Below are 22923 nucleotides of genomic sequence, written 5' to 3' on the forward strand. Positions count from 1 at the left end.
TGTGAATACGTGGTTCGAAACGGTTTTGTGCCGGGAAGGGACAAGTTTGGTCCTCCATCCATTCCGGATGGCTATTTGACGTACACATCCCGGATCCCCTGTCACCTCGCCGCTTTTCTTTTCAACAGCTCCGTCAGCTCTTCCGCGGCTACCGGTTTACTGTAATAATAGCCCTGCATCAGATGACCGCCAAGCTTCTGAATGATCCGCTCATCGTCCCTGGTCTCGACTCCTTCTGTGATGACGGCGAGATCGAGCTTCGACGCGATCATGAAGATGCCTTCGATAATCGCCTGCTTCTTTCCGTCATGAATGTCCTTTATAAAGGATTTATCGAGCTTGAGTGTATCAAACGGCAGTTTGTTCAGGACGGAAATCGAGGAATACCCGGTGCCGAAATCGTCCATCGAGACACTCACCCCGAGCTCGCGGATCTGCTTGATCTGTTCAAGGATCTGATCCTGTTCGCTGTGGATGACGGATTCGGTCACTTCCATCTCGATCAGTGCCGGATTCAGTTTGTGTACGCGGATCGCCCGTTCGATCATCTCTTTCACGTTCGTGAGTTCAATCGCTTTGACCGACACATTGACGGCCACAGGAAGCGTGAGCCCCTGGATGGACCAGGCCGCCGTTTGCCTGCAGGCTGCCTGGATCGACCAGTCCGTGAAGGCGATGATGACATCACTCTCCTCGGCAATCGGGATGAATTCGTCCGGTGGGATAAACCCGAGCTCCGGGTGATACCATCGCGTCAGGGCTTCTGCGCCGATGATGATCTGCTTCAAGCTGTCGAACTTCGGCTGATACACCATATACAGCCGCTCTTCCTTTACGGCCTTTGTCAGATCTTTCTCGAGGGTCATCCGGCGCATGCGTGCTTCGCCCATTTCCTTCGTGTAGACCTTGACGGTGTTCTTGCCGGATTCCTTCGCCCGGTACATGGCGATATCCGCCTCCCGAAGCTTCTCAAGTCCCCCTGACGCCCCTTCTCCCGAAAGGCTCACACCGATGCTTGCCGTCACGTAGATCTCACGCTGATCAATCAGATACGGGTGACCGAGCTTAAAGAGAAGTTTGTCGGCAAGTTCAAGGGTCTCTCCTCTGGAACGGTTTTTGATGGTAAAGAGGAATTCATCACCGCCGATGCGAAAGACCCTGATATCCGCATCCGTAAAGGGACGGAGGATCCGGCCAACGTGATGCAACAGCCGGTCACCTTGATGATGCCCGAGGGTGTCGTTGACGGTTTTGAAAGCATCGAGATCGAAAAAGAGCACACTCAGGTTTTCCTGACCGTCCGTGTTCATGTAGCGGTTCATGGCATTCCGGTTCGGCAGGCCGGTGACCCCGTCATAGTAAGCCATCCGGCTTAATACCTTCCGGTCGAAGATCATCGTGCCCCAAGAGACAATGAAAATCAGGACGATCATCGCCGTCACACCAAAGAGGAGAAACGGATTCATCGTAAAGGCCTCCGGGTTATGGAGATGCCCCGAACCCATATCAAGCTCCATTGCGGCCATGCCCGTATAGTGCATGCCGGATATGGCAATCCCCATGACGACAGCGGAGATCCACTTATAGAGATGGGCTCTTTTTCTGTCCCGAAACCGGATAAACAGAATGAGCGCAGCAACACTCGCCCCGTAGGCGATGATGACCGAGATCATTACCAGGGTATTGTCGTAGCTCATCGAGGCGTTCAGGTTCATCGCCGCCATGCCCGTGTAGTGCATGGCGATGATCCCGGTGCCCATGATAAAGCCGCCGACGGCTACGCGACTCGGGCTGATGTTCAACGGCATGGTGACGAGAAAGGCGATCAAGGACGCAAAGAGGCTCGCCACAAAGGAAACCAGGGTAATCGTCACGTCATACGTAACCGGAAGCGGTGTCTGCATCGCGATCATGCCGATAAAGTGCATCGACCAGACCCCGGCCCCCATGACAAAAGAGCCGGACAGGAGCCAGTAGGCCTTCGCTTTCCCCTCTGCCTGCGAGATCTTCCCGGCGAAGACGAGGGCGATATACGAAGCAAGGATGGCAATGATGACCGACAGGATGACGACGAACGGGTTGTAGGAAATACTCAAAGGGGTTCGCTCCTTACGCGCGGCGGGTTTTCCGGCTTCACACAGTGTTCACGCCGGTTTAGTTCTGTCATCATACCATACACCTATACCATTCGTCTCGGTCGGCGGTTATTCGATGGTGAAGGCCTGAATCACGTCCTGCAGGTCTTCTGCCATTTTGGAAAGGGCTTCTGCGGCAGATGAAATCTCTTCGGTTGAGGCGAGCTGTTCCTGACTCGCCGCAGAGCTGTCCTGGCTCGCGTTGGCACTCGATTCCGCTGTGGCCTGCACCTCATTCATGTCCCTTCCGATCTCTCGGCTCTGAGAGGCGATCTGTTCGATGGCTCCGGCGACGGTGTGGACCATGCCGGTCACGTTCTGCATATGGCCGTTAATACCGTGGAAGACCCGGTTTACGTCGTCCGCCCGCTCAAGGCCGACCTTCACCCGCTCCGAGCCTGTCGACATCGACGTCGCCGCTTCCGCCGTTTCCGTCTGAATCGTCCCGATCAGATCCCGGATTTTCACGGCAGACTGATTCGATTCATCGGCAAGCTTTCGGACCTCATCGGCAACGACGGCGAATCCTCTGCCGTGTTCCCCGGCCCGTGCCGCTTCAATCGCCGCGTTCAGGGCAAGGAGATTGGTCTGTTCGGAGATGTCCGTAATGAGTCCGACGATGTCCCCGATCTCTCTCGCACTGCCCTCAAGCTGTTTCATCTTCCCGGCACTCTGTTCGACGGCGTCATCGATCTGATTCATGCTTGAGAGAACGTCACGGACGTGCTTGACGCCGTCGTCCGTCGACGTTGCCGTCTCTTCGATCATCATGAGCATCCGTTCGCTGTTTTGCGTCACGTCACTGAGGTGACCGGACATGCCGTTCACCGCATGCGACGTTCTCTTGACGGTGGTCATCTGCTTGTCGGCCCCTTCCGCGACGGTCTGGGTCGCGTCGGCGATGAGCTCCGAGGCCCTGGCGGATTCATGGGCGCTTGCCGAGAGTTCCTCCGCCGATGCACTCAGCTCATCGGCGAGTTGCCGGTTCTTCTGGATGAGCGACTGAATGGCGTCAACCATGCCGTTGATGGCGATTTCGATGTCTTTTGTCTCGTCCTTTGTGACAAGGGTAATCCGCTCTGTCAGATCCCCTTTGGCAATCCGCCCCGTCGCCGCCTGAATCCGGCCGATGTTGTCCTTGACGGAGCGGTAAAAACCGGCGAAAATCAAAACGGCAAGCACCATCGCCGCGACGTTCACCCCGATGATGAGATTCCGTTCAACCGTCAGACGCCCGCTGTAGGCCAAGAGCTCGTCACGGAGAAGATCCGCGTTTGCGTCAATGAGTGTGAAGACCGTGTCGATCGCCGTTGTCGCTTCGTCAAAATAGCTGTCCGCATCATATGTGTACGTCCCGGCGTTCAGGATCTCGGTGTCAATGAGCGTCCGAAAGCCGGACGAGGCCCCGTGAGCATCTTCATACAGTCCGGATATGGCGGCCTCGGCGTCCGGGTTCTCCTCAAAGACGACCTCCATGCTGTAGGCGGCCTGTGAGAGACGCTCATTCATCACTTCCGTCAGGTAGATCAGATCCATTTGCTGATCCGTCGAAAGGGTGCCGGAGGCGAGGACGTTTGAGCCGATGGCTCTCGACTGCCCCATGTATTCCGTCACATAGATCAGATCATCGGTAATCAGACTCGCGAGATGCGAGCGGACAACATTCGAATCCAGTGACAGATGCGTCGTGTCCGCCATGCGGTTTGAAAGCGTCAGAAGATCGGCGATGAGCGCTGTATGCACCGCAAAGGATGACGGCGCGTCCATGCCGGTGACGTCACCCTTCAGGGCCTCATAGGTATCAGTCAGTCCCTGCCATTCGGCCTGATGCCCTTCAAGGATCCGGTTCTCCTCCATCACTTCATTGACGTCGGCGATCCTGCCGGCGATTTCGTCCTGCTTGTCCGTCATGGCCGTCAGTGCCCCTTCGTTTCCTCCGAGGTAGTTCGCAGACAGCCCGCGGTGCTGCTGGACATTCTGAATGAGCGCCTGGATCTTCACCGTGCTCTCAAGCCCCGTCAGCTCATGGTTCACGGTATCGATCTCCGACTGGGTGCTGTACAGAATGAACCCCATCGATCCGATAATCGGGACAAAAAATAACAGAAAAATCAGGACAAATTTCTCCGGGTAGGTGAGCCTGTTCATCAGGCCTTCCACCGGTTTCAATAATACGCTCATCATGCATTCCCCTTAATGCACGCGAAAAAGGCCCCGGAAAACAAAGCGTCCAAAGGACTGCCTGCCGGTTCCCTGTTCCGTATGCCTGTAGTCATGGACCCAGTATAGGACGTTTGCATCCGGAGAAAATAGGATCTGCGTCACAAAAATCGTGACGAATTCATGAACGATCGTGAGGTGGGGAGATGCCGATTAACCGGACAGGTGACAGGAAAAAGTCCGATCATGCCGATCGTCCGCTTTGCACAGACCCGATTATGCACTTTACAGCCTGCACGTAACCATACATGCAGGCCGCAAGGTGCACGTCATTATCGTTTGCATCAATCTCCCAACCAAAAAAAATAGCTGAACACCTTGGATCCGGTGCTCAGCCTTGTTTTTACTGTCTGTCTCACGATTTGTCCGGTGCCCCAAACTGCTGGAAGACCGTATTGCGCTGTTCCGGATAGAGCTCCCGGCCACTGACGTCATTGATGATCATGGCGTTACGCATGACGGCAAGCTGCAGATTCGTCGCACTGATGCCGTGGGAATGCAGAATGTCTGTCAGGAGGTAAAAGCGGCTTTCCGCTCCGCGGTCTTTGATCGTCAGGCGATAGTTCCGGTCCACGGACGGATGATCGTCGTCCTCGAACTCGGCCTGTTTGGCGATGTCCCCGAACCAGCCCGGAAGATCCGGTCTGTAGCCGGTGGCGAGGATGACCTTATCCACCGTCGACTGAAAGGCCTGCTCTTCTTGCCACTCGTTTAATTCAAGGCTGACCGGTGCGCCCTTTTTCGACTGGGACATCCCCGTCAGCTCCACCCGGGACTGAATCGTCACGCCGCTCTCGCCGCCGTCTACGGTGCGATGATAGAGGGTTTCATAGATCTCATGCAGGGTCGCTTCCTCCACGCCGTTTCGGATCCTCGTGAGCATCGGCCCTTCGCTCAAGCGCTTATCAAGGGGAAGGTTGTGGAAGTAGTCCACATAGTCCGGAGAGAAGAGCTCGAGCCCGAGTTTGCCCGCTTCAAGCTGAAAGAAACCCGACGAGCGTGTGTACCAGCTGATGTGCGGTTTCCCGTCCTGTTGTCCGTGCATGAGCTCAATGAAGATCTCCGCGGCACTCTGACCGGATCCGATCAGGGCCACATGATCACCCGAGAGGATCTGATCTTTCTCCTGCAAAAAGCGGCTTGAGTGAATCGCGTCGTGCTCGTGGACGTCCTTGTCCATAGCCCCCGGGACCATCGGCTTCGTGCCGGTGCCCATGCTGAGGTGCCGGGTCAAGACGACGTCTGTTTCACTGCTTTTTTTATCCAGGACATGCACCTCAAAGTGGTCGTCCTTCATAACGACATCCGTCACCCGTTTGCCGAAGCGGACATTGCCGAGCTGATCTTTGACCCAACGGGCGTAAGCATTGTATTCCCGTCGCGGGATGTCAAACCGGTTGAAAAAATAGAACTGGTACAGCCGGTTCTGTTTATGGACGTAGTTCAAAAAGCTGTAAGGACTCGTCGGATCTGCGAATGTGACGAGATCGGCGATAAACGGCACCTGCAGGTCCGATCCTTCAAGGAGCATCCCCGGGTGCCATTCGAATTCGTCGTTCTCATCAAAAAACACCGTATCCAAACTGTCTGAGTAAGGTGCGGCAAGGGCCGCCATGCCGAGGTGAAACGGTCCCACCCCGACGCCAATCAGATCATACATCACGATCATCTCCTTCGTTTTCAGATGAACAGATTGTACCATAAATTCCGCATATTAGCTCAAGAGCGATTTCTTTGCTTTCGCCAGCGCCAGATCCGGTATACCAGCAAGTAGATCAGGATCCCTGTCATCGCCCCGAGGCTGTCAATCACCACGTCCATCACGTCACCGACACGGCCCGGGATAAACGTCTGGTGATACTCATCCGTCGCCGCGTAAGCCGTGGCAATGAACCAGGCATAAACGGATGCCCGAAAGAGCGTCACCCGGCTTGCGAGAAGGGCATGCAGGACAAGGACGCCGAGGATCAGGTAGACGAAGAAGTGGGCACTCTTTCGGATCAGGGTATGAAGAATACCGATCTCAAAATCGATCAGCGGCAAAGCCGTCAGTACCGTATGGATCCAGCGCGTAATGCCGCCGCTTAATGCAGCCGATTCATCTCCTGGCTGATGGGAGAAAAAGAAGATCAGGCCCATCCAGAGAATCACAGCGAGCCAGGAAAGTTTCTTATGCATGAGTAAGCGCATCCTTTCTGTTTATAAGCTTCCGTTCGTCAGTTCCGTCTGAACCGCGCAGGAATGAAGCGTTGGATCCGAGATCCGAGTACCATTTCCGCAAGACCCGTCCGGATCGTCAATGCGAAATAGATGACAATCCCGATCACGACAGACACCGTCAGAACGAGCACGTAGTCCATCTTCCCGTCCATACCGAGCATCGCCGCCATCGAGAATCTGACAACGACCACAGTGGCTGCCATCACCGCAGAGAAAATCGTAATCAAAAGGAGCCGCTTCCAGACGGTCGCAAAGGCAAATCCGGCAAAATGCTCCACCGCCCATACCATGACCATGATCGCGAGGATATAGCCCGCCGCTGTCGCAAGGGGCGCGCCCACGGGGCCGAACCAGGTGATGAAGGGGATGTTCACGATCAACTTCGTGAGAATCCCGATCAAAAGTGCAAGTACCGCCACCTTCTGCCGGTTCAGTCCCTGCAGGAGGGCTGCCGTCACGGCAAAGACCGAGAAGAGGATCGCCACCGGGGCATAGAACTGCAGAATCGGTGCCCCGATTTGAATGTCTTCGATGGAGTACAGCGTTCCGTAGGCAGGCACGGCAAGGACCATAAGGCCGATAGCTGCCGGTACAGTGAAAAAGAAAATGATCTGGTAAATCTGAGTAATCTGCCCGTTCAGACGCGTGCGGTCACCGGTCGTAAAGGCCGCCGTCACCGTCGGGATGATTGTCAGTGACATGGCCGTTGCGATCGTGACGGGAATGAGGACGAGCTTATGCACGGCCTGGCTGTAAGCGCCGAAATACTGTTCAGCTTCCCGCTGGGTATATCCGCCCCCCATCATCGCCTCGTTAAACGTCAGAAGGTCAATCATCTGATAGAGCGGGATCGCAAGACCAACGAGGGATATCGGTACCGCATAGGCAAGCAGTTCTTTGTAGATCGCAGGCAACGATTTTTGCGCCGGCTTCGTCCCATCCGGATTCATCGGCTGTTTCCCAATGTTTACATCGTTTAAATATCGGCCCGTCTTCCTAAAGAAGTACGTGAGAATCCCGAGGCTTCCCACAGCTCCGACGAAGGCGCCAAAGGTCGCAAACCCGACCGCTGTCCCGAGTTCCCCGCCCCAGACGTCAAGGATCAGCCACGTCAGAATCAGGATGAAGGCGATCCGGATGAGCTGTTCGACGACCTGCGAGATCGCTGTCGGTCCCATCATGTTAAAGCCCTGGAAGTAGCCGCGGATCGACGACATCACCGGGATGATGATGAGGGCGACACTGACCATGCGGATCGTAAAGACAGCGTCGGCGATGGAGTTCCCGTCAAGGTCATCCGGGTTCAGGAATTGTCTCGCGATCGGTTCGGCGAGCATAAACAGGAGACTGAACGCGAGTATCCCCGTCACCGTCATGACAACGAGACCAGAGCGGAACAGGCGCCGGATCGTATCATAATCGCCGAGGGTATTGTATTTGGAGACAAACTTCGAAATCGCAATCGGGATCCCCAGGGTCGACAGGCTCAGAAAGATCGTGTAAGGGGTGTAGCCGTATGTATAGAGAGCGAGCCCTTCGAGGCCGACGATGGCCTGGAAGGGGAAGATATAAATGATCCCGAGCATTTTCGAGGCAAAAATCGCGGCGGTCATAATCGCCGTACCGCGGATCAGCTGTTTATCGGACATAGAACACGACTCCTTTTCTGCACACTGATAACCGTTCATGCTTAAACACCACTGTATTTTATCATAATTTTTGGACTTTGGTCCGCTTTCTGTAACTTATTAATCATTTTTGTATAATTATGTAGTTGCTTTGATGGATTTTTATAAAACAGGCATAATTTTGCTACATTTTTGTTGTGAATCATCCGACAAAAGGAGTAAGATGGAATCAGGTTTATTATTGTTCGGAGGGAAGCTATATGCAACAGGAAATGTTACATCTTTTTTATTACACGACAGGAATACCGATTCATTATCTCGCCCTTGACGGGCGGCCACTCGCAAGCATGCCGCACACCGTGAGCGATCCGCTCAACCGGATTGAAACCGTCAGCCGGCTCGCTTCAGAACGTGTCCCCGCTTTCCCGGACGGGGAAGCCCGTGCGATTGTCGATGATCTGCATCAGCACTACTACGGCCGCAGTGTCATGAAGAATGGCGTGCGCACCGGGATCCTCCTGGTCGGTCCCACTCAAGTGCATGATATCACGAAAGACCGGTGGGATGCGCTTTTTTATCAAGGCGGATTTTCACTCAATGAAAAAGATCTCATCCACAGGCAATATGAGAACACACCCAAAATGCCGTTCATCCAGATGAAGTATGTCAAGATGCTGCTCGAGCAGCTCGAGCGCCTCGATTACAGTCATCTGACCGGTTTGTCTGAAGAAGACGAGGATTATTTCAACGTGCGCCGCACGATCAAAGGGGCCTTCACGGAGGAACCGGTGGATCACGCGCCGCTTGCCCTTGAGCAAGAGTTTCTCGATGCACTCGTCGCCGGCGACCGCTCGGTTCTTGAGCGGATTTCGGACTTTGACAAGTTCCCCGTGCCGCCAATCGGCAACGGCAGCCCGGTCCGTGCGTATAAAAATGTTCTGATCAGCGGCGTTGCCGTCGCGATTCGGCGCATTGCCGAGGTGGGGATTGATTTCCGGGAGCTTCAGCACTATTCGGATCGCTTTATTCTGAAAGTCGAACAGACCGAGGATATGGGCAGCCTCCTCAGGCTTTTCCAGCAGATGTTCCTTGATCTCTTTGACATGGTTGAGGAATACCGCCAGGAATCCTACTCCCAGTCGGTCCTGATCGGCATCCGCTATATCCGCAATCACCTCGACAGCAGCTTCCGCCTTGATAATGTCGCCAAAGAAGTCGGGTTAAACCCCCGCTACTTCGGGACCCTCTTCAAAGAAGAGACGGGCAAGACGATCCTGCAGTTTGTCACAGAAGAGCGGATCAGCCTCGCGAAGCGTCTCTTGCGGGACCGGCAAAACGATATCGCCGATGTGGCGAAGTACGTCGGTTTCTCAAGCCAGAGCCACTTCACCCAGGTGTTCCGAAAGAAAGTCGGCAAGACGCCGAAAGTGTATCAGGAGACCCATTCCTCCCACGTCGTCGAAGAGAACGGCGCCTGAAACCTTGCATAATGATTAACAGCGCGTGACCGCAAGTCGGTCACGCGCTGTTTTTATCATTTCTCCTTATACTGTTTATAATCAAAGGAGGAATTATAAAGCGCATATTTCGAAAACGGCTCAGGTTTCCGACGCTTTTTCTTATATAACAGCCAGTCATCATAGAGATTAAACAGCTTCCCGAAATAGTCCGCATCTTTAATAAGCTGATGCTGTTGCACAAACGGATTGTTCATGGCTGCAAAGAACCGGTAAGACAAAAACGAATCGATCATCTTAATCGTGAGCACTTTCCGGTCTACGAGATGCGCAATCGTCCCGAAGAAACTTAAGTATTCTGCAATCCGGACCACATCCTCCTCTGAGAAAGGATCCTCATCGCCTTCCTCAAAGGTTTCAAGCTTTGCATATACAGCCCTGATATTAGGATTACCGGAAAACGTCGCATTCAGATTCATTATAAATTCGGCCTCTTTGATTTTTTGATTCTTCACGATCTGATAATAAATGACAACAACGCCGAGCAGTGCTAACGTTGACGAAATCACTTGGTATACATTAATCATATTCATCGCATGCCGGGGTCTCCCTGACAGCCAGCCGGTATTTCTACCGGGTAACATATGTATCATTTGGCTTCATGATTGGGAATCGCCCCATGCCCCCTCCTTCACTCACCGCTGTTTTTTCTTTATGTTCCTTACCATTGACCTGTCACACCCATTAATCAACAGTATGGTGTCGGTTGCTATGTCAGCCCTCTAACTCATCGGTCATATAACGTTTCAGACCGACGCTTCCATCGGCTTCAAACCCGTTTTTCTGAAAAAGCGCCTGAGCGGCTTTGCTGTCTGACAGTGTAAGAACCATCAGTTTGCTGCACCGTTTCTCTTTGACCATGCTGTATGCGTAATCGTAGAGACTCTGACCAATCCCCAAGCCTCTTTTCTCAGAAGAAACGACAAAGTTCTCCATGACTCCATAGTTCAGATCGCCGAAGGCCCCGTTTGGACAGACATTTACTGTCAGTGTACCAACGATTCGTCCGTCCACTTCCGCAACGAGAAGATAATCACGTTCGCTTTCGGCAAGTGCCTGAATGCGCCCCGTCAACACCGGATAATCATCTTTAGGACTCAATAATGTATACAGTTCCTTTATCTGGCCCTCGTCCCCATCTTTCGCTTCCCTGATATGAACCATCTGTTTCTTCCCTCCTTTTCTTCTGTTTCGTTCTTCGCCCGGATAAGAGACCTTGCGACCGCTTGCACTCCCGGACAGTTGACTTTGTCTCAGTATAGCTGAAATCCGGATTAGAAAAAAGAGGACAACCGGATTGCCCCGCGGTCAACTTCTTCAATGTCTCCGATGCCCTTTCTGATAGCGGTTTACAGCATCCATTACCGGCAGTACGATAGATAGTGCCCCCCCACATCACCCGGAAAGGACTGCATCTGTCATGGATATCACCGTCGTCTTTACATCCGTCACCGTAATGGGTGCGATCATTGCCATCGGCATGCTGTTTGCCGCGACAGTGACCGTCACTCCCGAACTAAAAAAAGCACTCATCCTGATCATTTTAAATATCGCGGTTCCGTCGATTGTTCTGAACGGTGTCTTCAATACTGATGTATCCGGCGGGCTGCTTCGTCAGGCACTCCTGATCTTTGGCATCTCCATCGTGTTTCACTTTGGGGCCCTTTTGTTTGCGTGGGTCTTGGCAGGGCTGTTCGGATTCCGGTCGGTTCTGGCGAAGAAACTGATCGTCCTCGCTGCCCTCGGCAATACCGGCTTCATCGGCATTCCCCTTGCGGCTACGATCTTCGGTCCCGTCGGCGGCCTCCTTGCCGCCGTCTTTGACGCAGCCCTTGATCTCGTGCTGTTCTCTGTCGTCATTGCCTTCTTGCAGTCCGGAAGTGCCGTTTCGATCCGGAGCATGCTGAAGTCCCTGATCAATGCACCGCTCATCGCCGTCACGATCGGCCTCTCATCCGCTGCCGCGGGTGTGGAGCCGCCCGCATTCATCCGGCAGCTCACGGAACACCTCGCCGGGCTCGCTGCTCCCCTTGCCATGCTGTACATCGGTATGATGCTTCAAGGCGTGATCAGACAGACGGGCATTACCGCCTATCGGCAGATCTGGTTCCCGCTTACGATGCGCCTGTTGGCCATTCCGATGATCACGATGGCCGTCTTACTTCTGACACCACTCGACACAGAGATGAAGCATCTCGTCATCATCCTGTCTGCGATGCCGACGTTCACCCTGTCTGCGATCCTTTTTGCGAGATACTTGCCGGACCGCGACGAAAAGACAGCCATCATCACCATTGCCTATTCAACGCTTCTCTCACTCATGACGATTCCTTTGATGGCCTGGATTGCATCCGGGATATTTGGCTGACAGAAAGAATTGTATTAAAATAAAACGACCTCCATGATCACCATAAAAAACGGTTTTGGCCCTATGCAGACAGAGCCAAAACCGTTTTGTTTATTCGTTATTAAATGGATGCTTCCCAAACAGGCACAATCGCCACTTCCCGGAACACCGTCCCCGTCGGGGACGCCTCCGCAACGGACGAGGACACACCGATCTCCACGCCCAGTTCCCGTTCCACCCTATCGATCAGATCCACATGGAAGGCCAGGTAGCCGAGCGCTTCGTCCTCTTCAAAGAAACCGCCCTGACTCTGAATCAAAGCCTTCACAGGCTCGCGGTCTTCTCCGAACACCTTCGCCGATTTGAGGAAGTAATCGTCCTCCGAGAAGCTTCGCACCGGGTCATCGGTAACGGCTTTGTTCTGCTGGTAGAGCTGACCGGTGTGCTTGTTCTCAAGTGAACAGTAGTGCACCCCCATCGAGAGCTTCTGCTCATCGGCAAACATAAGCAGTTCCTTACAGATTCGCTGGCTCTCTTCAATGGCGAGCCCGCCTGCGTACCAGTAGTTGTAGTACGTCTCAAAGGGCGGATACTTCAGTTTGAAGCCCCGCTCGATAAACGGCTGCGGATTCTGAATCGGAAAGCAGAACTCAAGGAGATTGATACCATCGACCCCGATGGCATCGAGCTTCAAAAGCAGATCCTTCATCTCGTCAAGGGTCCCGGGAATAACGGGCATCTCAACGACGACCTTCGGGATGTAGGACTTGGCAAGCATCATGAGCGAAAACAGGGCATCATGCTGTTCAAAGGTCTCGTCCTGTTTCACGCTGAAGCGGATCTCGTCCAGATCTGCGAGATACAGCTCAGAGAGAATCGAACGGGTCAGAAGATCCCCGGCGGTGTAGAGCCGGGTATATGTCTTCGGACTCTCAGCGTTCACGAATCGGAAGAATGAAGCCGTCTGCCTCGGATGAAGCAGGGGCTCCCCGCCGGTGAGCGCAATGTGATCGAACGTCTTCCCGCGATCGAGCTCTTTTTTCAGCTCCATTTCCGGATCATTGTTTCGCACCTGAAACTCGGCGAAGTTCTCCTGGTTATGGTTGAAGCAAAAATAACACGATTTGTGGCATTTGAATGAAATGAACGACGTATGGCTGTTTTCGCCTGTCTGGCAGGCCACACAGGCCGGGGAGATCCAGTTCAGATAATGACTCTTGTCCTGATTCCTCGAGACGATCGCTCCGGCGCCGGACAGCTTCGGCTCTGTCGAACGGCTGTCTGTGACAAACGGAATCCCCAGTGCCTCAATAGCCTGATCCGTCTGCCTGCGGATCTGTTCGTACCTCTCTGTATAGTCACGGAACACCGGATTGGTGATGCGACGATCCTGTTCTGTCATCATCTTCATGCTGCATAACCCCTTTCGTATGGCTTTTTTTAGCCGATCATCATTGGAACGCCTGTTGCATAAAAGAGAAACCGGCCGAGCGTCTCACCTACGATCACCAGTGAAAAAGCGGCGTAAAAGAGCGCGTAATGCTTCGGCTGAATCTCTCGGTATTTAAAGAGTCCATACACCATCAGTCCGATCCCCGCCAGGGAGAATCCCCATCTGAGAATCATGGACAGAAGATGCTCAGAAGCGAACAAATCAAGGGACGCTGCCCCTGCGACTCCGGCAGTGGAGAGCCCGCTTAAGAACACCGGCACATAGGCGAGCTGAATCACGAGTACAATGCTCCCTGCGACGGCAAGCCCCTTTAACAAACGGTGCACCTGTGCGGTTTTCTCCTCACGGCTCCTCAGGATAATGACCACGGTGATGACCGCGCCAAAGAAGACCGAAGTCCCGAAGAAACTGAGATACGTGTTGAAATCAGACCATGCCGGAATGATGGATGTGGCGTAAATACTCGCCATACTGACGATCGATCCGACACCGGCGAGTACCGTCAGCCAGCCAAACAGCTGACTCCACTTGTCCTTACGATCGAGAATCATGGCGACGAGCCACATGGCAAAAAACAGACCGGTAAGGAGGATCTCCCGGCTGAGCCAGGACGAGCCCACATTCATTATCGAGCGGTACGCGCCAAACGGATCCCCGAGATGCAAGGCCGACAGGAGGATCCCGACGGCAACGAGAGGCCCGGTCAAGAGTAGCCCAGGTTTCGTCAGGGCCTGCCGGACGCTCTGATCGAGCTTTGTCTGGCCGCGGATGATGACAACGAACAGGAATATCCCCACCGCTGCCTGCATCATTAACGTAAACAGCAACAGCTGCCATTCTTCTGCAAGTACGTGTAACATGTTGATCTCCCTCCTTCTGCTCTTATTTCTCCGCCTCAGGAATGGCATCGACGATGACGTTCGGTGAGGTAATGCCCTCGTCTGCGAACACCTTCAGTTCCACACCTGAGCCGTATTTTGCCCGTAGATCTTCAATATCACCGAAATCGAGTGCGCGCATCACACAGGCATCGACGCAGGCCGGGTTCTTTCCTTCATCGACGAGCTCCACGCAGCCGTCACACTTTCCTGCTTTGCCTGTTTCTTCGTTATATTGCGGCCCTTCATACGGGCAGGACCATAAACACATCTTACAGCCGACGCATTTGTCGTCATCATGGACAACGAGCCCGTCTTCCGTGCGCTTAAAGATCGCGCCTGTCGGACAGTTCTCTGCGCACTTCGGTTCATCACAGTGGTTACAGCTGACCGAGAGGAAGAAGCCCCATGTATCCGGAAAACGTCCGCCTTCAAATTCATACACACGCCGGTAGTTGACCCCGACTTTCAGATCGTTCACATCTTTGCAGGACACCGAACATACTTTACAGCCGGTACAGACGGTGGAATCAATATAAAATCCTTTTTGTCCCATGTTTGCTCACCTCCTTAAAATATCACCCGTTGTTCCCAATACTTATCCGCTTTGAGCGGCGGTCCGTCATACTTCTCGACGGTGACGTTGCACGTGTTCCAAGGTTCTTCCCCCTGGCCGCTGTTGTGGGCCCCGTTTAACATATTCGTCGCACCGGCCCGGTCGATACCTGTCTCTTCATCGAGATCCACCCAGGCTCCTTCACCGAGGGTCACAACGCCAGGCATGAGCGTCTCCGTCGTAAAGAGATTTCGGATCACTTTGCCGTGGCGACTGCGGATTAAGACGGTCTCCCCGTCTTTCAGACCCCGTTCATCAGCGTCGCGTTTGTTCATAACAAAATCCTGAGGGAAAGCCTCTCTGAGTTGAGGGACGTTATCGAATACCGAGTGACTTCGTCTCGGATAGTGGAGGGTGACGAGCTGGAACGGAAATTCACCCTTTTCCTTCGTTTCATAGTTCTCAAAGGTGTCTTCATACCCTTCAAGAGGCGGCTCGTATTTGGCAATCGGCGCGATCGTCGTAAAGCCGTAGGCGGCTATCTCATCGGCAAGAATCTGACAGTGGATTTCAAGCTTCCCGGTTTCGGTATCGAGAGGATTTCCTTCCGGGTCGTCCACATAAGCCTTGCCTTTAATGTCACCGAGGTTGTCGCCCGGTGAACGCTTCACCTGATAAGACCCTTTTTCAAGGAGCTCGGACAGATCGATCCGACCCTGTTGCGGCTCACCTTCCACGCCCCACTCGTCGATATCTTCTTTCGTAATCGTGACGAGAGGTTCATAGTCCTCCCCGTTATCCTGAATGACCTGTGAGCCGGCGAGGCTGTTGAAGAACTGTTGCTTGTCACTGATCGGGAAGAGCGTCTCTTCACTGATGCCGAGGCGCTTGCCAAGTTCGACTTCCATCCATTCTTCCGTGCGGGCTTCAAACAGCGGTTCCGTCACCTTATTGGCAATGAAGATGGCTTCCGGGTTCCCGGTATTGATGCGTCCTTCCTTCTCCCACTCCGTCGTCGCAGGCAAGACGATGTCCGCGTACTTCGAGATCGTCGAGAGGACGATGTCATTGGTAATGATGGAGTCGAGTTTACGAAACGCTTTAATCCCTTTTGGAATGTCCGAAGACTGGTTTAAGAAGTTGTCCCCGCTTCCCGGGCGGACTTTCCAAATCATGCGGATATCACACGGCACCTTGCCGCGAACGGTGGCGGTGTATTCCCCGTTTAAGATCGCGTCGTACGTCTCCGTGTAGGCCATGCCGTGGAAGTCCGTCCGTGTCGGTGCTGCGAAGCGGTAGCCGTCATACGCACCGAAGGTGAGTCCAGGGAAGAGCGGATTTTCCGGGCTCTCGAGACCGCGGCCGCCCGGCATAACGAGGGTCTTGCCGCCGTAGCTTTGGTTTCGTGCATAGTTCAGCGTGAATACCCCTGCCCCCGGTTTTCCAACGTTACCCGTCATCCAGCCGACGGTCAGGAACGCCTGACAGAACTGCTGGCCGCGGTGGGTACGTGCAGGTGCGAACGAAGATTGGAAGATCATCGGCTTCGTTGTGCCGATCTCCTGAGCGAAAAAGCGGATTTTCTCCACCGGCGTGCCGCAAATCTCCGACGCCCATTCCGGCGTCTTTGGAACGCCGTCATACGTGCCGAGGACGTAGTCCTTGAAGTTCTCCTTCGGATCGGCCCCTTCCGGCATGTTGTCCTTGTCAAAACCGACGGTACAGCGATCAAGGAAGTCCTGATCCTGCAAGTCGTTTTCGATCATGTAGTAGGCAAGGGCCAACAGAAGGGCCGTATCCGTCCCCGGTCGGCACGGAATGAATTCCGCATCGAGTGAGCGCACCGACGGATTGATAAACGGATCGACGAAGATGAACTTCGCGCCGGCTTTTTTCGCCTGCATCAGGTTGTACTGCGGGTTGCCTCCGTTACTCCAGGCCGGATTCGAGCCCCACATGACGATGAGCTTACTGTTGCGCCAGTCAAGGCGGTCACTGCCGCCCCAGGAGAGGTTCGCTGCCATATGCTGCTGCGGTTTGCCCCATGCCCCTGACGAGGACGAGCCCCAGCGAACGAGTGCGCCACCGTAATGGTTGATCAGGCGGCTTGCGCCGATGATCGACTTGTTCCCGTAGTTTTCTTTGACCCGCTTCAGTTCATCTGCGACGAGATCGAGCGCCTCATCCCACTCGAGGCGGACCCATTCGTCTTTCCCGCGCAGCTCTTTCTTGCCGCCACCCGGTTCCCAGTGCTTTCGTTTCATCGGATACTTCAGGCGATCGACGCCAAACACCTGGTGACGCTGACTGCGCCCTCTTGCACAGCCTCTTTGCTGCGGATAGTCCGGGCTGTCTTCATGGGTGTCATCGGTCTTTTGTTTCGTGACCACCCCGTCCACGACGAACCCTTTGTTCAGACATCGGCCGCCACAGTTATGCCAACACGATGCTGAGACCCAGCGTCCTTCTTCTTCGAGTTTCTCTGCGGCCACTTTTGAATCAATTTTCTTCAGGCCATACGCCGGCGCCGCCGCTGCGGTTGTCAGTGCCGCTGACCAGCCGATAAACGCCTTACGGCTGAATTTCTTATCAAGTGCCTGTTTCATCAGACTTGCCATGTCATTCACCTCCGAATGTCGTTGTTCATGATAAACGTGTGTCGTTCAGTTCCTTCAGTGCATCCTGATCAAAGCGTGTCAGGCCGTCCAAGAGAAGGACTGCGCCCCGGTAGAAGTCCGTGTCCGCCGATTCGAGGACGAGTCCTTTAAAGATCGGCAGCCAGTTTCTCAAATGCTCCTCCAAAAAGGCCGCCTGATCGGAGAGAAGCGTCTTCATACGGAGCCAGTCTCCGGCTTCCCAGGCGTCTTTTGTCATCTCGGAAAGCCGGTACATAAAGTCGAGCTCTAACCCAAGGTGGTCATCGGCCTCCTTCTGATACTGCACCGGAAGAAATGCATACTTCAAATAGTGAAGCCGCACCTCCCGGGTCTCGGTCTGAAAGAGGAGACCATCCTTATTCGTGTACGCGGACTCCCAAATCGGCGCCGGAAGCTTATAGGGCCCGATAAACATCCGGGTATAGTCCCAGTGCAGGCGGTCAAGAGGCACCGCTTCGTTCAAACAGGCCGCGATCAGCACTCTTCCTTCCTGAATCGCCGGGTACTCGTCTTCAAAGGGCAGCTCACTGTTCATCACCTTTGTCAACGCATCCGTCAGCTCCGCATCGGGTTCCCTTCTGAACAGCCGTCTCGCTGTATCGTAATAAAACATGCGTATCTCAATGAGTGGACGTGCATCCACTGTGGTCTGTTGCATCATTATTCCCTCCTTTCATTCTGTCTTACAGTCCCGTTGTGTATGTTTTGTGAAAAAGTGAGCTTACGTCCAGTATAAGAGACCAATCGGGGTGCGGGCGGTGTAAATCTGAACAGATTCAGCACCCCCTGACTGTGACCCGTCACCAGGTAAACGCATCTGCCGGGAAGAAATCGTGTCCAAAATGTGAATTTCGCATGAAAAACAGCCTGACTCCCGAAGGCCAGACTGTTTTTCTTCCTGTTATTTACGTATTTTTGACGGTTGTCTGAAGAAAATCGATGGTGTGAATCTTAACGGCGATGCTGATGTTCACGAAATCTTCATGGTTATAGAGATCAACATGCAGCAGACTGCTGATTTTTTGCATCCGGTTTCTGAGCGTGTTCGGATGCACATGAAGGGCGGCTGCTGTCTCCTGCACATTCATGTCATGGATGATCCACATCTTCAGCGTGTGAATATACGCTGTCTGTCCCTGACTGTCTGCCTGGATGAGGGGGGCCAGATAGGATTCACTGAACTCGGTGAGGTGATCCTGATTGAGGTAAAAGAGCAGACGGAGCACCCCGAGATCTTCAATATGATAGACGACGTTTTCCTTTGACCATTCATGACCGAGCTTCAGAGCCATGAGCGCTTCCTGGTAGCTCTTGTTCAGGGCCGTCGGTGACGGATAGCACTTGCCGATCCCGGCTTCTGCAAGGAGCTGTTCGTCCTTCTTTGCTGCCTCAACAAGGAGATCATGCAGATAGGTTTTGATGCGGTCCCGGCGGACGTTGCCATCCTTTGCACAGATCGCTTCCTGAATGAGAATGATGTCTCCCTGGAACCATTCGATGATCGCCTCTTTTAAATCCTGACGGATCCGCCTGATCAGCGCCTCTCCCGTTTCTCTGTGCCAGCCTGTAGGGAGATGCTGTTCATGCTCAGGGTTTGCTTGAATGCGGATCACTGCGAGGTGATGAGGGCCTTCAAGCTGCCACCCCCAGGTCCTCGCCTGATCCCGGAGAGCCTGTTCATGCTTGAAATTGTTGTAGAGGAGATCATGCAGGAAATGGTGCTTGAAGGTGCCGTTGACTTCCTCCATCTTCCGCTCCTCCTGCATGACGAGCGACAGAAGCAACGCATAATAGTCGAACAGCTGCCGGTACCAGGGCGTGTGTGTCAGCGGCGTGATCACAAAGCCCTTCACTTCCTCTTGCACATAGACCGGAAAACAGCTTAACGGAATCGTCTGACCCGCGGCTTCACGCACAAACGATTCAGGGTGAAAGTAATAGCGCTGAAGCCACCGGCTTCTTGACTGTATCAGATGCTGCGCCCACGTCCCGTGAAGATCGGGCGCATCGCTCTCAGGTCCTTTAATGACCTTGAACGTCTCATCAAGAAGCGTCACTGGTTGACCGGTCGCCGTCTGCAGGGCATCGATTCGCTCATAGAGCAATGCCGCAGTCGCCTGCTCGGTATCTTGCAAAAGACGAAAATTCGGATTGGCCGCACCGACGGCGGGATCCTCCGTGAGCGGTACCCCGAGCCGGACAACCGGCACCTCAAACAGCTCATAAACATCCTGATAGCCCTCTTCAGCCGGCAACGGCTCCGGATGATAGATCAGCACAGCCTTCACCGCTGCCATCTGCATGAGCTGCAGCATATCGTCTTCCGTGAGCGCGTCTCGGCCAGGCCGCCTGAAGGGCAAATACACAATCATCTCCTGAGCCTCTGTTTCACTGTAGGGATCAAACGAGAGCCTGTCGTAGGAAACAGGCGTCTCACCAATCTTTGTAAGCGGGTAGACAGTTGTAAAGGGAAGCGAAAATAAGAGATCCTGAAGGGTCTTCATCGTACACCACCTGACCTGTATGGATTCACAGACGGCTGTCTGTGCTTGATCACAATTGCGGGCTCCGTAAAACGTGAGATGGGGACATCGTTGCCGGGATAGCGGTATCCGGGCTGTGCCGTGACGGGCATTTTTGCATAGGTAAGGGCGTCTGTCGGACAGGCGTCCACACAGACGGGGGACTGACCATCGTCGAGACGCTCATGGCAAAAGTGGCACTTATCCACCTTCTCCGTGACCGGGTTATACTGCGGTGCCTGAAACGGGCACGCCTCTGCACACAGTTTGCAGCCTTCGCAATGCGTATCATCATGAACAACGATGCCATCGCGGCGCTTCGTATAGTTATTATGCGGACAAATGCTTACACAGACCGGGTTCTGACAGTGGTTACAGGCCATGGAGAGGTAGACGGGGCGGCCGCTTTCCCCTGCCTGCTCACTGACGCTCCGCCTCGGAAGATCCCCCGGACTTCGGCGATTCTCCTGAAAACACGCGGCACGGCACGCGTAACACGCCACGCAGCGATCTGCCTGGATGATAAAATGATAATGATCCATATTAAGCCCCCTTTCCCGACAATTTTGTGAACAGATAAACTTTCCTGATATTTCTATCATATAATAGAAATGAATGATCTGAACGGAGGGATCCTAACAATCCCGTGACACTTTTTGAATGGAGGGGCTTGATGATGGCCATCACCCGACACGTCTGCCCAAGAAACTGTTTCAGCACCTGCAGCATGCTTGCCGAGGTGGAGAACGGTCAGCTGAAGAAGGTGACCGGAGACAAAGATCACCCCTATACCCGCGGGAAACTTTGCGCCAAAGGTCTCTCCTATGTGGATCAGGTCTATCACCCGGAGCGGCTGACGTATCCGATGTACCAAAAGACTAAAGGAAGCGGCCGCTTTGAGCGTATCTCGTGGGAAGATGCCTATGGCCTGATCATCAATGAGTGGGAACAGATTGACCGGATGTACGGATCCCTGTTGCCCGTCGGTCTTTATAAATACACAGGGGATCTGTCGGTCGGTCACTACGCCCCGGAGGAGTTCTTCTCCTCCATCGGTCCGACGACGCGCATCGTTGGCTCCCCGTGCGCCTCGGCAGGCTTTGACGCCGCGACCTATGATATGGGAGGCGCAGACGCCTCGGATCCGGAGACGATGACAGAGGCAGAGCTCATCGTGATCTGGGGAGCGAATCCTGCCGTGACATCGGTTCACAGCATCCATTTTCTCCAGGAAGCAAGGCGAAACGGCGCCACCATCGTCCTCATTGACCCTGTGCTGACAAAGACGGCCCGCCTCGCAGACCACTATATCCAGATCAACCCAGGTACCGACGGCCTCCTTGCCAATGCCCTGGCTCTCGGGCTGATCCGAAACGACCGTCACGACGTGACCTTTCTCGAGCGGCACACGAACGGTTTCGAACGGTTTTACGAGGCCCTGACATCACTCACTGACCAAGACGTACTCAGGGTCACGGGTATTCAGGAGAAGGCCCTCGCCCGTCTCCACACGCTTCTCGCCTCGTCTAGGCGAACCTTCCACTGGCTCGGTCTCGGTTTTCAGCGCCACGTCAACGGCGGTCAGATGATCCGCTGCGTCAACGCCCTGGCGGCGGTGAACGGTATGATCGGAAAACCGGGCGCTGGCGTCCATTACGCGCACGCGGACACGTGGATCTTTACCAATCAGACGGCCTTCTTCAAAGAACATCTGAGTGAAGAAAACCGGATATTGCCACTGAACGACTGGCTTGAATTCGGCGGCATGCATCTCGATCCGCCACTCAAAAGCCTCTGGATCAGCTGCCGGAATCCGCTTATTCAGGATCCGCAGCCCGCGAGGATCAGGGAATATCTGAAAGAGATTCCCTTTGTCGTCACTGCAGATCTGTTTATGACAGAGACCGCCAAATGGTCGAATCTCGTCTTGCCGGTGACGACCTTTTTTGAAGAGGAGGACATTGCGACGAGCTACTGGCACCGGGGGTTTACGTATAATGAGCAGGCGATTCTCCCTGTCGGTGAGGCGAAATCCGACTACACGATCATGCAGGAGCTCGCTGGACGAATGGCCGGGCGCTTCACCTATCCCTGCACCTTTCCGACCGGCCTCTCAAAGCGGTCGTACCTGAACCGACAGTGGAACCCTGATGTCCGCCGGCAGTTCGGTTTTCGCGATGTACATGATGCCTTTGCCAAACAGTCCTACCCGCAGACCCCTTATACGGCCTGGACAGACCGGGTATTCAAGACCCCTTCAGGGAACTATGAATTCGATTCCGGGCTTGCCCGCAAAAATGGCCTTCCGGCGCTCCCGGTTCACGATGAAGCCACAAGGGCGCCTCAGCCGGAGGGGATGCTCCGACTCCTGACGCCCCATGACACCTTCGGGCTCAACTCCCAGTTCAGGGAGACCCGCACGATCCCCGTGCAAAAACCCGCCGTCTTTTTGCACCCTGACGACGCGAAAGAGGCAGGGATTCAGAACGGGAGCAACGTACAGGTCCAGAACCGTCACGGCTCTCTTTTGCTGACTGCAGCGTTAACTGCGGACGTCGCAAAGGGCGTCGCCCTCATCTATCAAAGGAGCGGCCAAACGGCCGATGACGCCGTCAATCAGCTCGTCACCGTTCAGAGCGCGGATATGGGCGAGATGGTCTCCGGCTCAAAAGGCATCGCCTATTATGATACGTTTGTCGAGGTGAGGCCGGTTTCCAACTGAGTGAGGGGAAATCGACAGACGATGCACAGAGAGACACCGATACCAAAAAACGCTCATGATTATCTGCA

At 54.1% G+C, this 22923-nt stretch carries 17 protein-coding genes; 3 read left to right on the plus strand and 14 right to left on the minus strand.

Annotated elements, in window-relative coordinates:
* Positions 1-101: 101 nt before the first annotated feature.
* The 5 genes from BSEL_RS15635 to BSEL_RS15655 form a co-directional block, all read right to left on the minus strand.
* Positions 102-2096 (minus strand): putative bifunctional diguanylate cyclase/phosphodiesterase, encoded by a 1995-nt coding sequence (locus tag BSEL_RS15635; protein WP_013173975.1) that lies wholly within the window; start codon positions 2094-2096, stop codon positions 102-104.
* A gap of 108 nt (positions 2097-2204) precedes the next feature.
* Complete coding sequence (locus BSEL_RS15640) at positions 2205-4316, minus strand: methyl-accepting chemotaxis protein (RefSeq protein WP_155522760.1); 2112 nt, start codon at positions 4314-4316, stop codon at positions 2205-2207.
* A gap of 394 nt (positions 4317-4710) precedes the next feature.
* Positions 4711-6015, minus strand: a complete 1305-nt coding sequence (locus tag BSEL_RS15645; RefSeq protein ID WP_013173977.1) for a lysine N(6)-hydroxylase/L-ornithine N(5)-oxygenase family protein — start codon at positions 6013-6015, stop codon at positions 4711-4713.
* Between the two features lie 59 nt (positions 6016-6074).
* On the minus strand, positions 6075-6533 hold the full coding sequence (locus tag BSEL_RS15650; protein WP_013173978.1) for a VanZ family protein: 459 nt from the start codon (positions 6531-6533) through the stop codon (positions 6075-6077).
* Between the two features lie 38 nt (positions 6534-6571).
* Positions 6572-8224, minus strand: a complete 1653-nt coding sequence (locus BSEL_RS15655; protein ID WP_013173979.1) for a putative polysaccharide biosynthesis protein — start codon at positions 8222-8224, stop codon at positions 6572-6574.
* Between the two features lie 239 nt (positions 8225-8463).
* On the opposite strand from BSEL_RS15655, the gene BSEL_RS15660 reads away from it, so the two are divergent.
* Positions 8464-9681 (plus strand): helix-turn-helix transcriptional regulator, encoded by a 1218-nt coding sequence (locus tag BSEL_RS15660; protein ID WP_013173980.1) that lies wholly within the window; start codon positions 8464-8466, stop codon positions 9679-9681.
* A gap of 56 nt (positions 9682-9737) precedes the next feature.
* On the opposite strand, the gene BSEL_RS15665 is transcribed toward BSEL_RS15660, so the two are convergent.
* Entirely contained in the window at positions 9738-10253 is a 516-nt protein-coding gene (locus BSEL_RS15665) for a hypothetical protein (RefSeq protein ID WP_013173981.1), read from the minus strand.
* A gap of 181 nt (positions 10254-10434) precedes the next feature.
* Entirely contained in the window at positions 10435-10884 is a 450-nt protein-coding gene (locus tag BSEL_RS15670; RefSeq protein WP_013173982.1) for a GNAT family N-acetyltransferase, read from the minus strand.
* 256 nt (positions 10885-11140) lie between these two features.
* Here BSEL_RS15670 and BSEL_RS15675 point away from each other — a divergent pair, with 256 nt between their 5' ends.
* On the plus strand, positions 11141-12088 hold the full coding sequence (locus BSEL_RS15675) for an AEC family transporter (protein ID WP_013173983.1): 948 nt from the start codon (positions 11141-11143) through the stop codon (positions 12086-12088).
* 100 nt (positions 12089-12188) lie between these two features.
* On the opposite strand, the gene BSEL_RS15680 is transcribed toward BSEL_RS15675, so the two are convergent.
* From BSEL_RS15680 to BSEL_RS15710, 7 genes are all read right to left on the minus strand, one after another.
* Complete coding sequence (locus BSEL_RS15680; RefSeq protein ID WP_013173984.1) at positions 12189-13478, minus strand: radical SAM protein; 1290 nt, start codon at positions 13476-13478, stop codon at positions 12189-12191.
* Positions 13479-13507: 29 nt separating this feature from the next.
* Positions 13508-14380: a dimethyl sulfoxide reductase anchor subunit family protein gene (locus BSEL_RS15685; protein ID WP_013173985.1), complete on the minus strand. Its 873-nt coding sequence runs from the start codon at positions 14378-14380 to the stop codon at positions 13508-13510.
* Between the two features lie 22 nt (positions 14381-14402).
* Entirely contained in the window at positions 14403-14954 is a 552-nt protein-coding gene (locus tag BSEL_RS15690; RefSeq protein ID WP_013173986.1) for a DMSO/selenate family reductase complex B subunit, read from the minus strand.
* A 14-nt stretch (positions 14955-14968) separates the two neighbouring features.
* Positions 14969-17572 carry a molybdopterin-dependent oxidoreductase gene (locus tag BSEL_RS15695; RefSeq protein WP_013173987.1) on the minus strand — a complete coding sequence of 868 codons (2604 nt, stop codon included), beginning with the start codon at positions 17570-17572 and terminating at the stop codon, positions 14969-14971.
* Between the two features lie 25 nt (positions 17573-17597).
* Complete coding sequence (locus BSEL_RS15700; protein WP_232970477.1) at positions 17598-18269, minus strand: TorD/DmsD family molecular chaperone; 672 nt, start codon at positions 18267-18269, stop codon at positions 17598-17600.
* Positions 18270-18516: 247 nt separating this feature from the next.
* Positions 18517-20115 carry a PucR family transcriptional regulator gene (locus BSEL_RS15705; protein WP_013173989.1) on the minus strand — a complete coding sequence of 533 codons (1599 nt, stop codon included), beginning with the start codon at positions 20113-20115 and terminating at the stop codon, positions 18517-18519.
* Positions 20112-20675: a 4Fe-4S dicluster domain-containing protein gene (locus BSEL_RS15710; protein ID WP_013173990.1), complete on the minus strand. Its 564-nt coding sequence runs from the start codon at positions 20673-20675 to the stop codon at positions 20112-20114. Before BSEL_RS15710 ends, BSEL_RS15705 begins: the two co-directional genes overlap by 4 nt.
* 131 nt (positions 20676-20806) lie before the next feature.
* Between BSEL_RS15710 and BSEL_RS15715 the strand changes: the two genes are divergently transcribed.
* The gene (locus BSEL_RS15715) at positions 20807-22855 is read left to right on the plus strand and encodes a molybdopterin-dependent oxidoreductase (RefSeq protein WP_013173991.1); all 2049 of its coding nucleotides are present in this window, start codon (positions 20807-20809) and stop codon (positions 22853-22855) included.
* Positions 22856-22923 lie beyond the last annotated feature (68 nt).

Source organism: [Bacillus] selenitireducens MLS10, assembly GCF_000093085.1.
In the GTDB taxonomy this organism is placed as follows: domain Bacteria; phylum Bacillota; class Bacilli; order Bacillales; family Salisediminibacteriaceae; genus Salisediminibacterium; species Salisediminibacterium selenitireducens.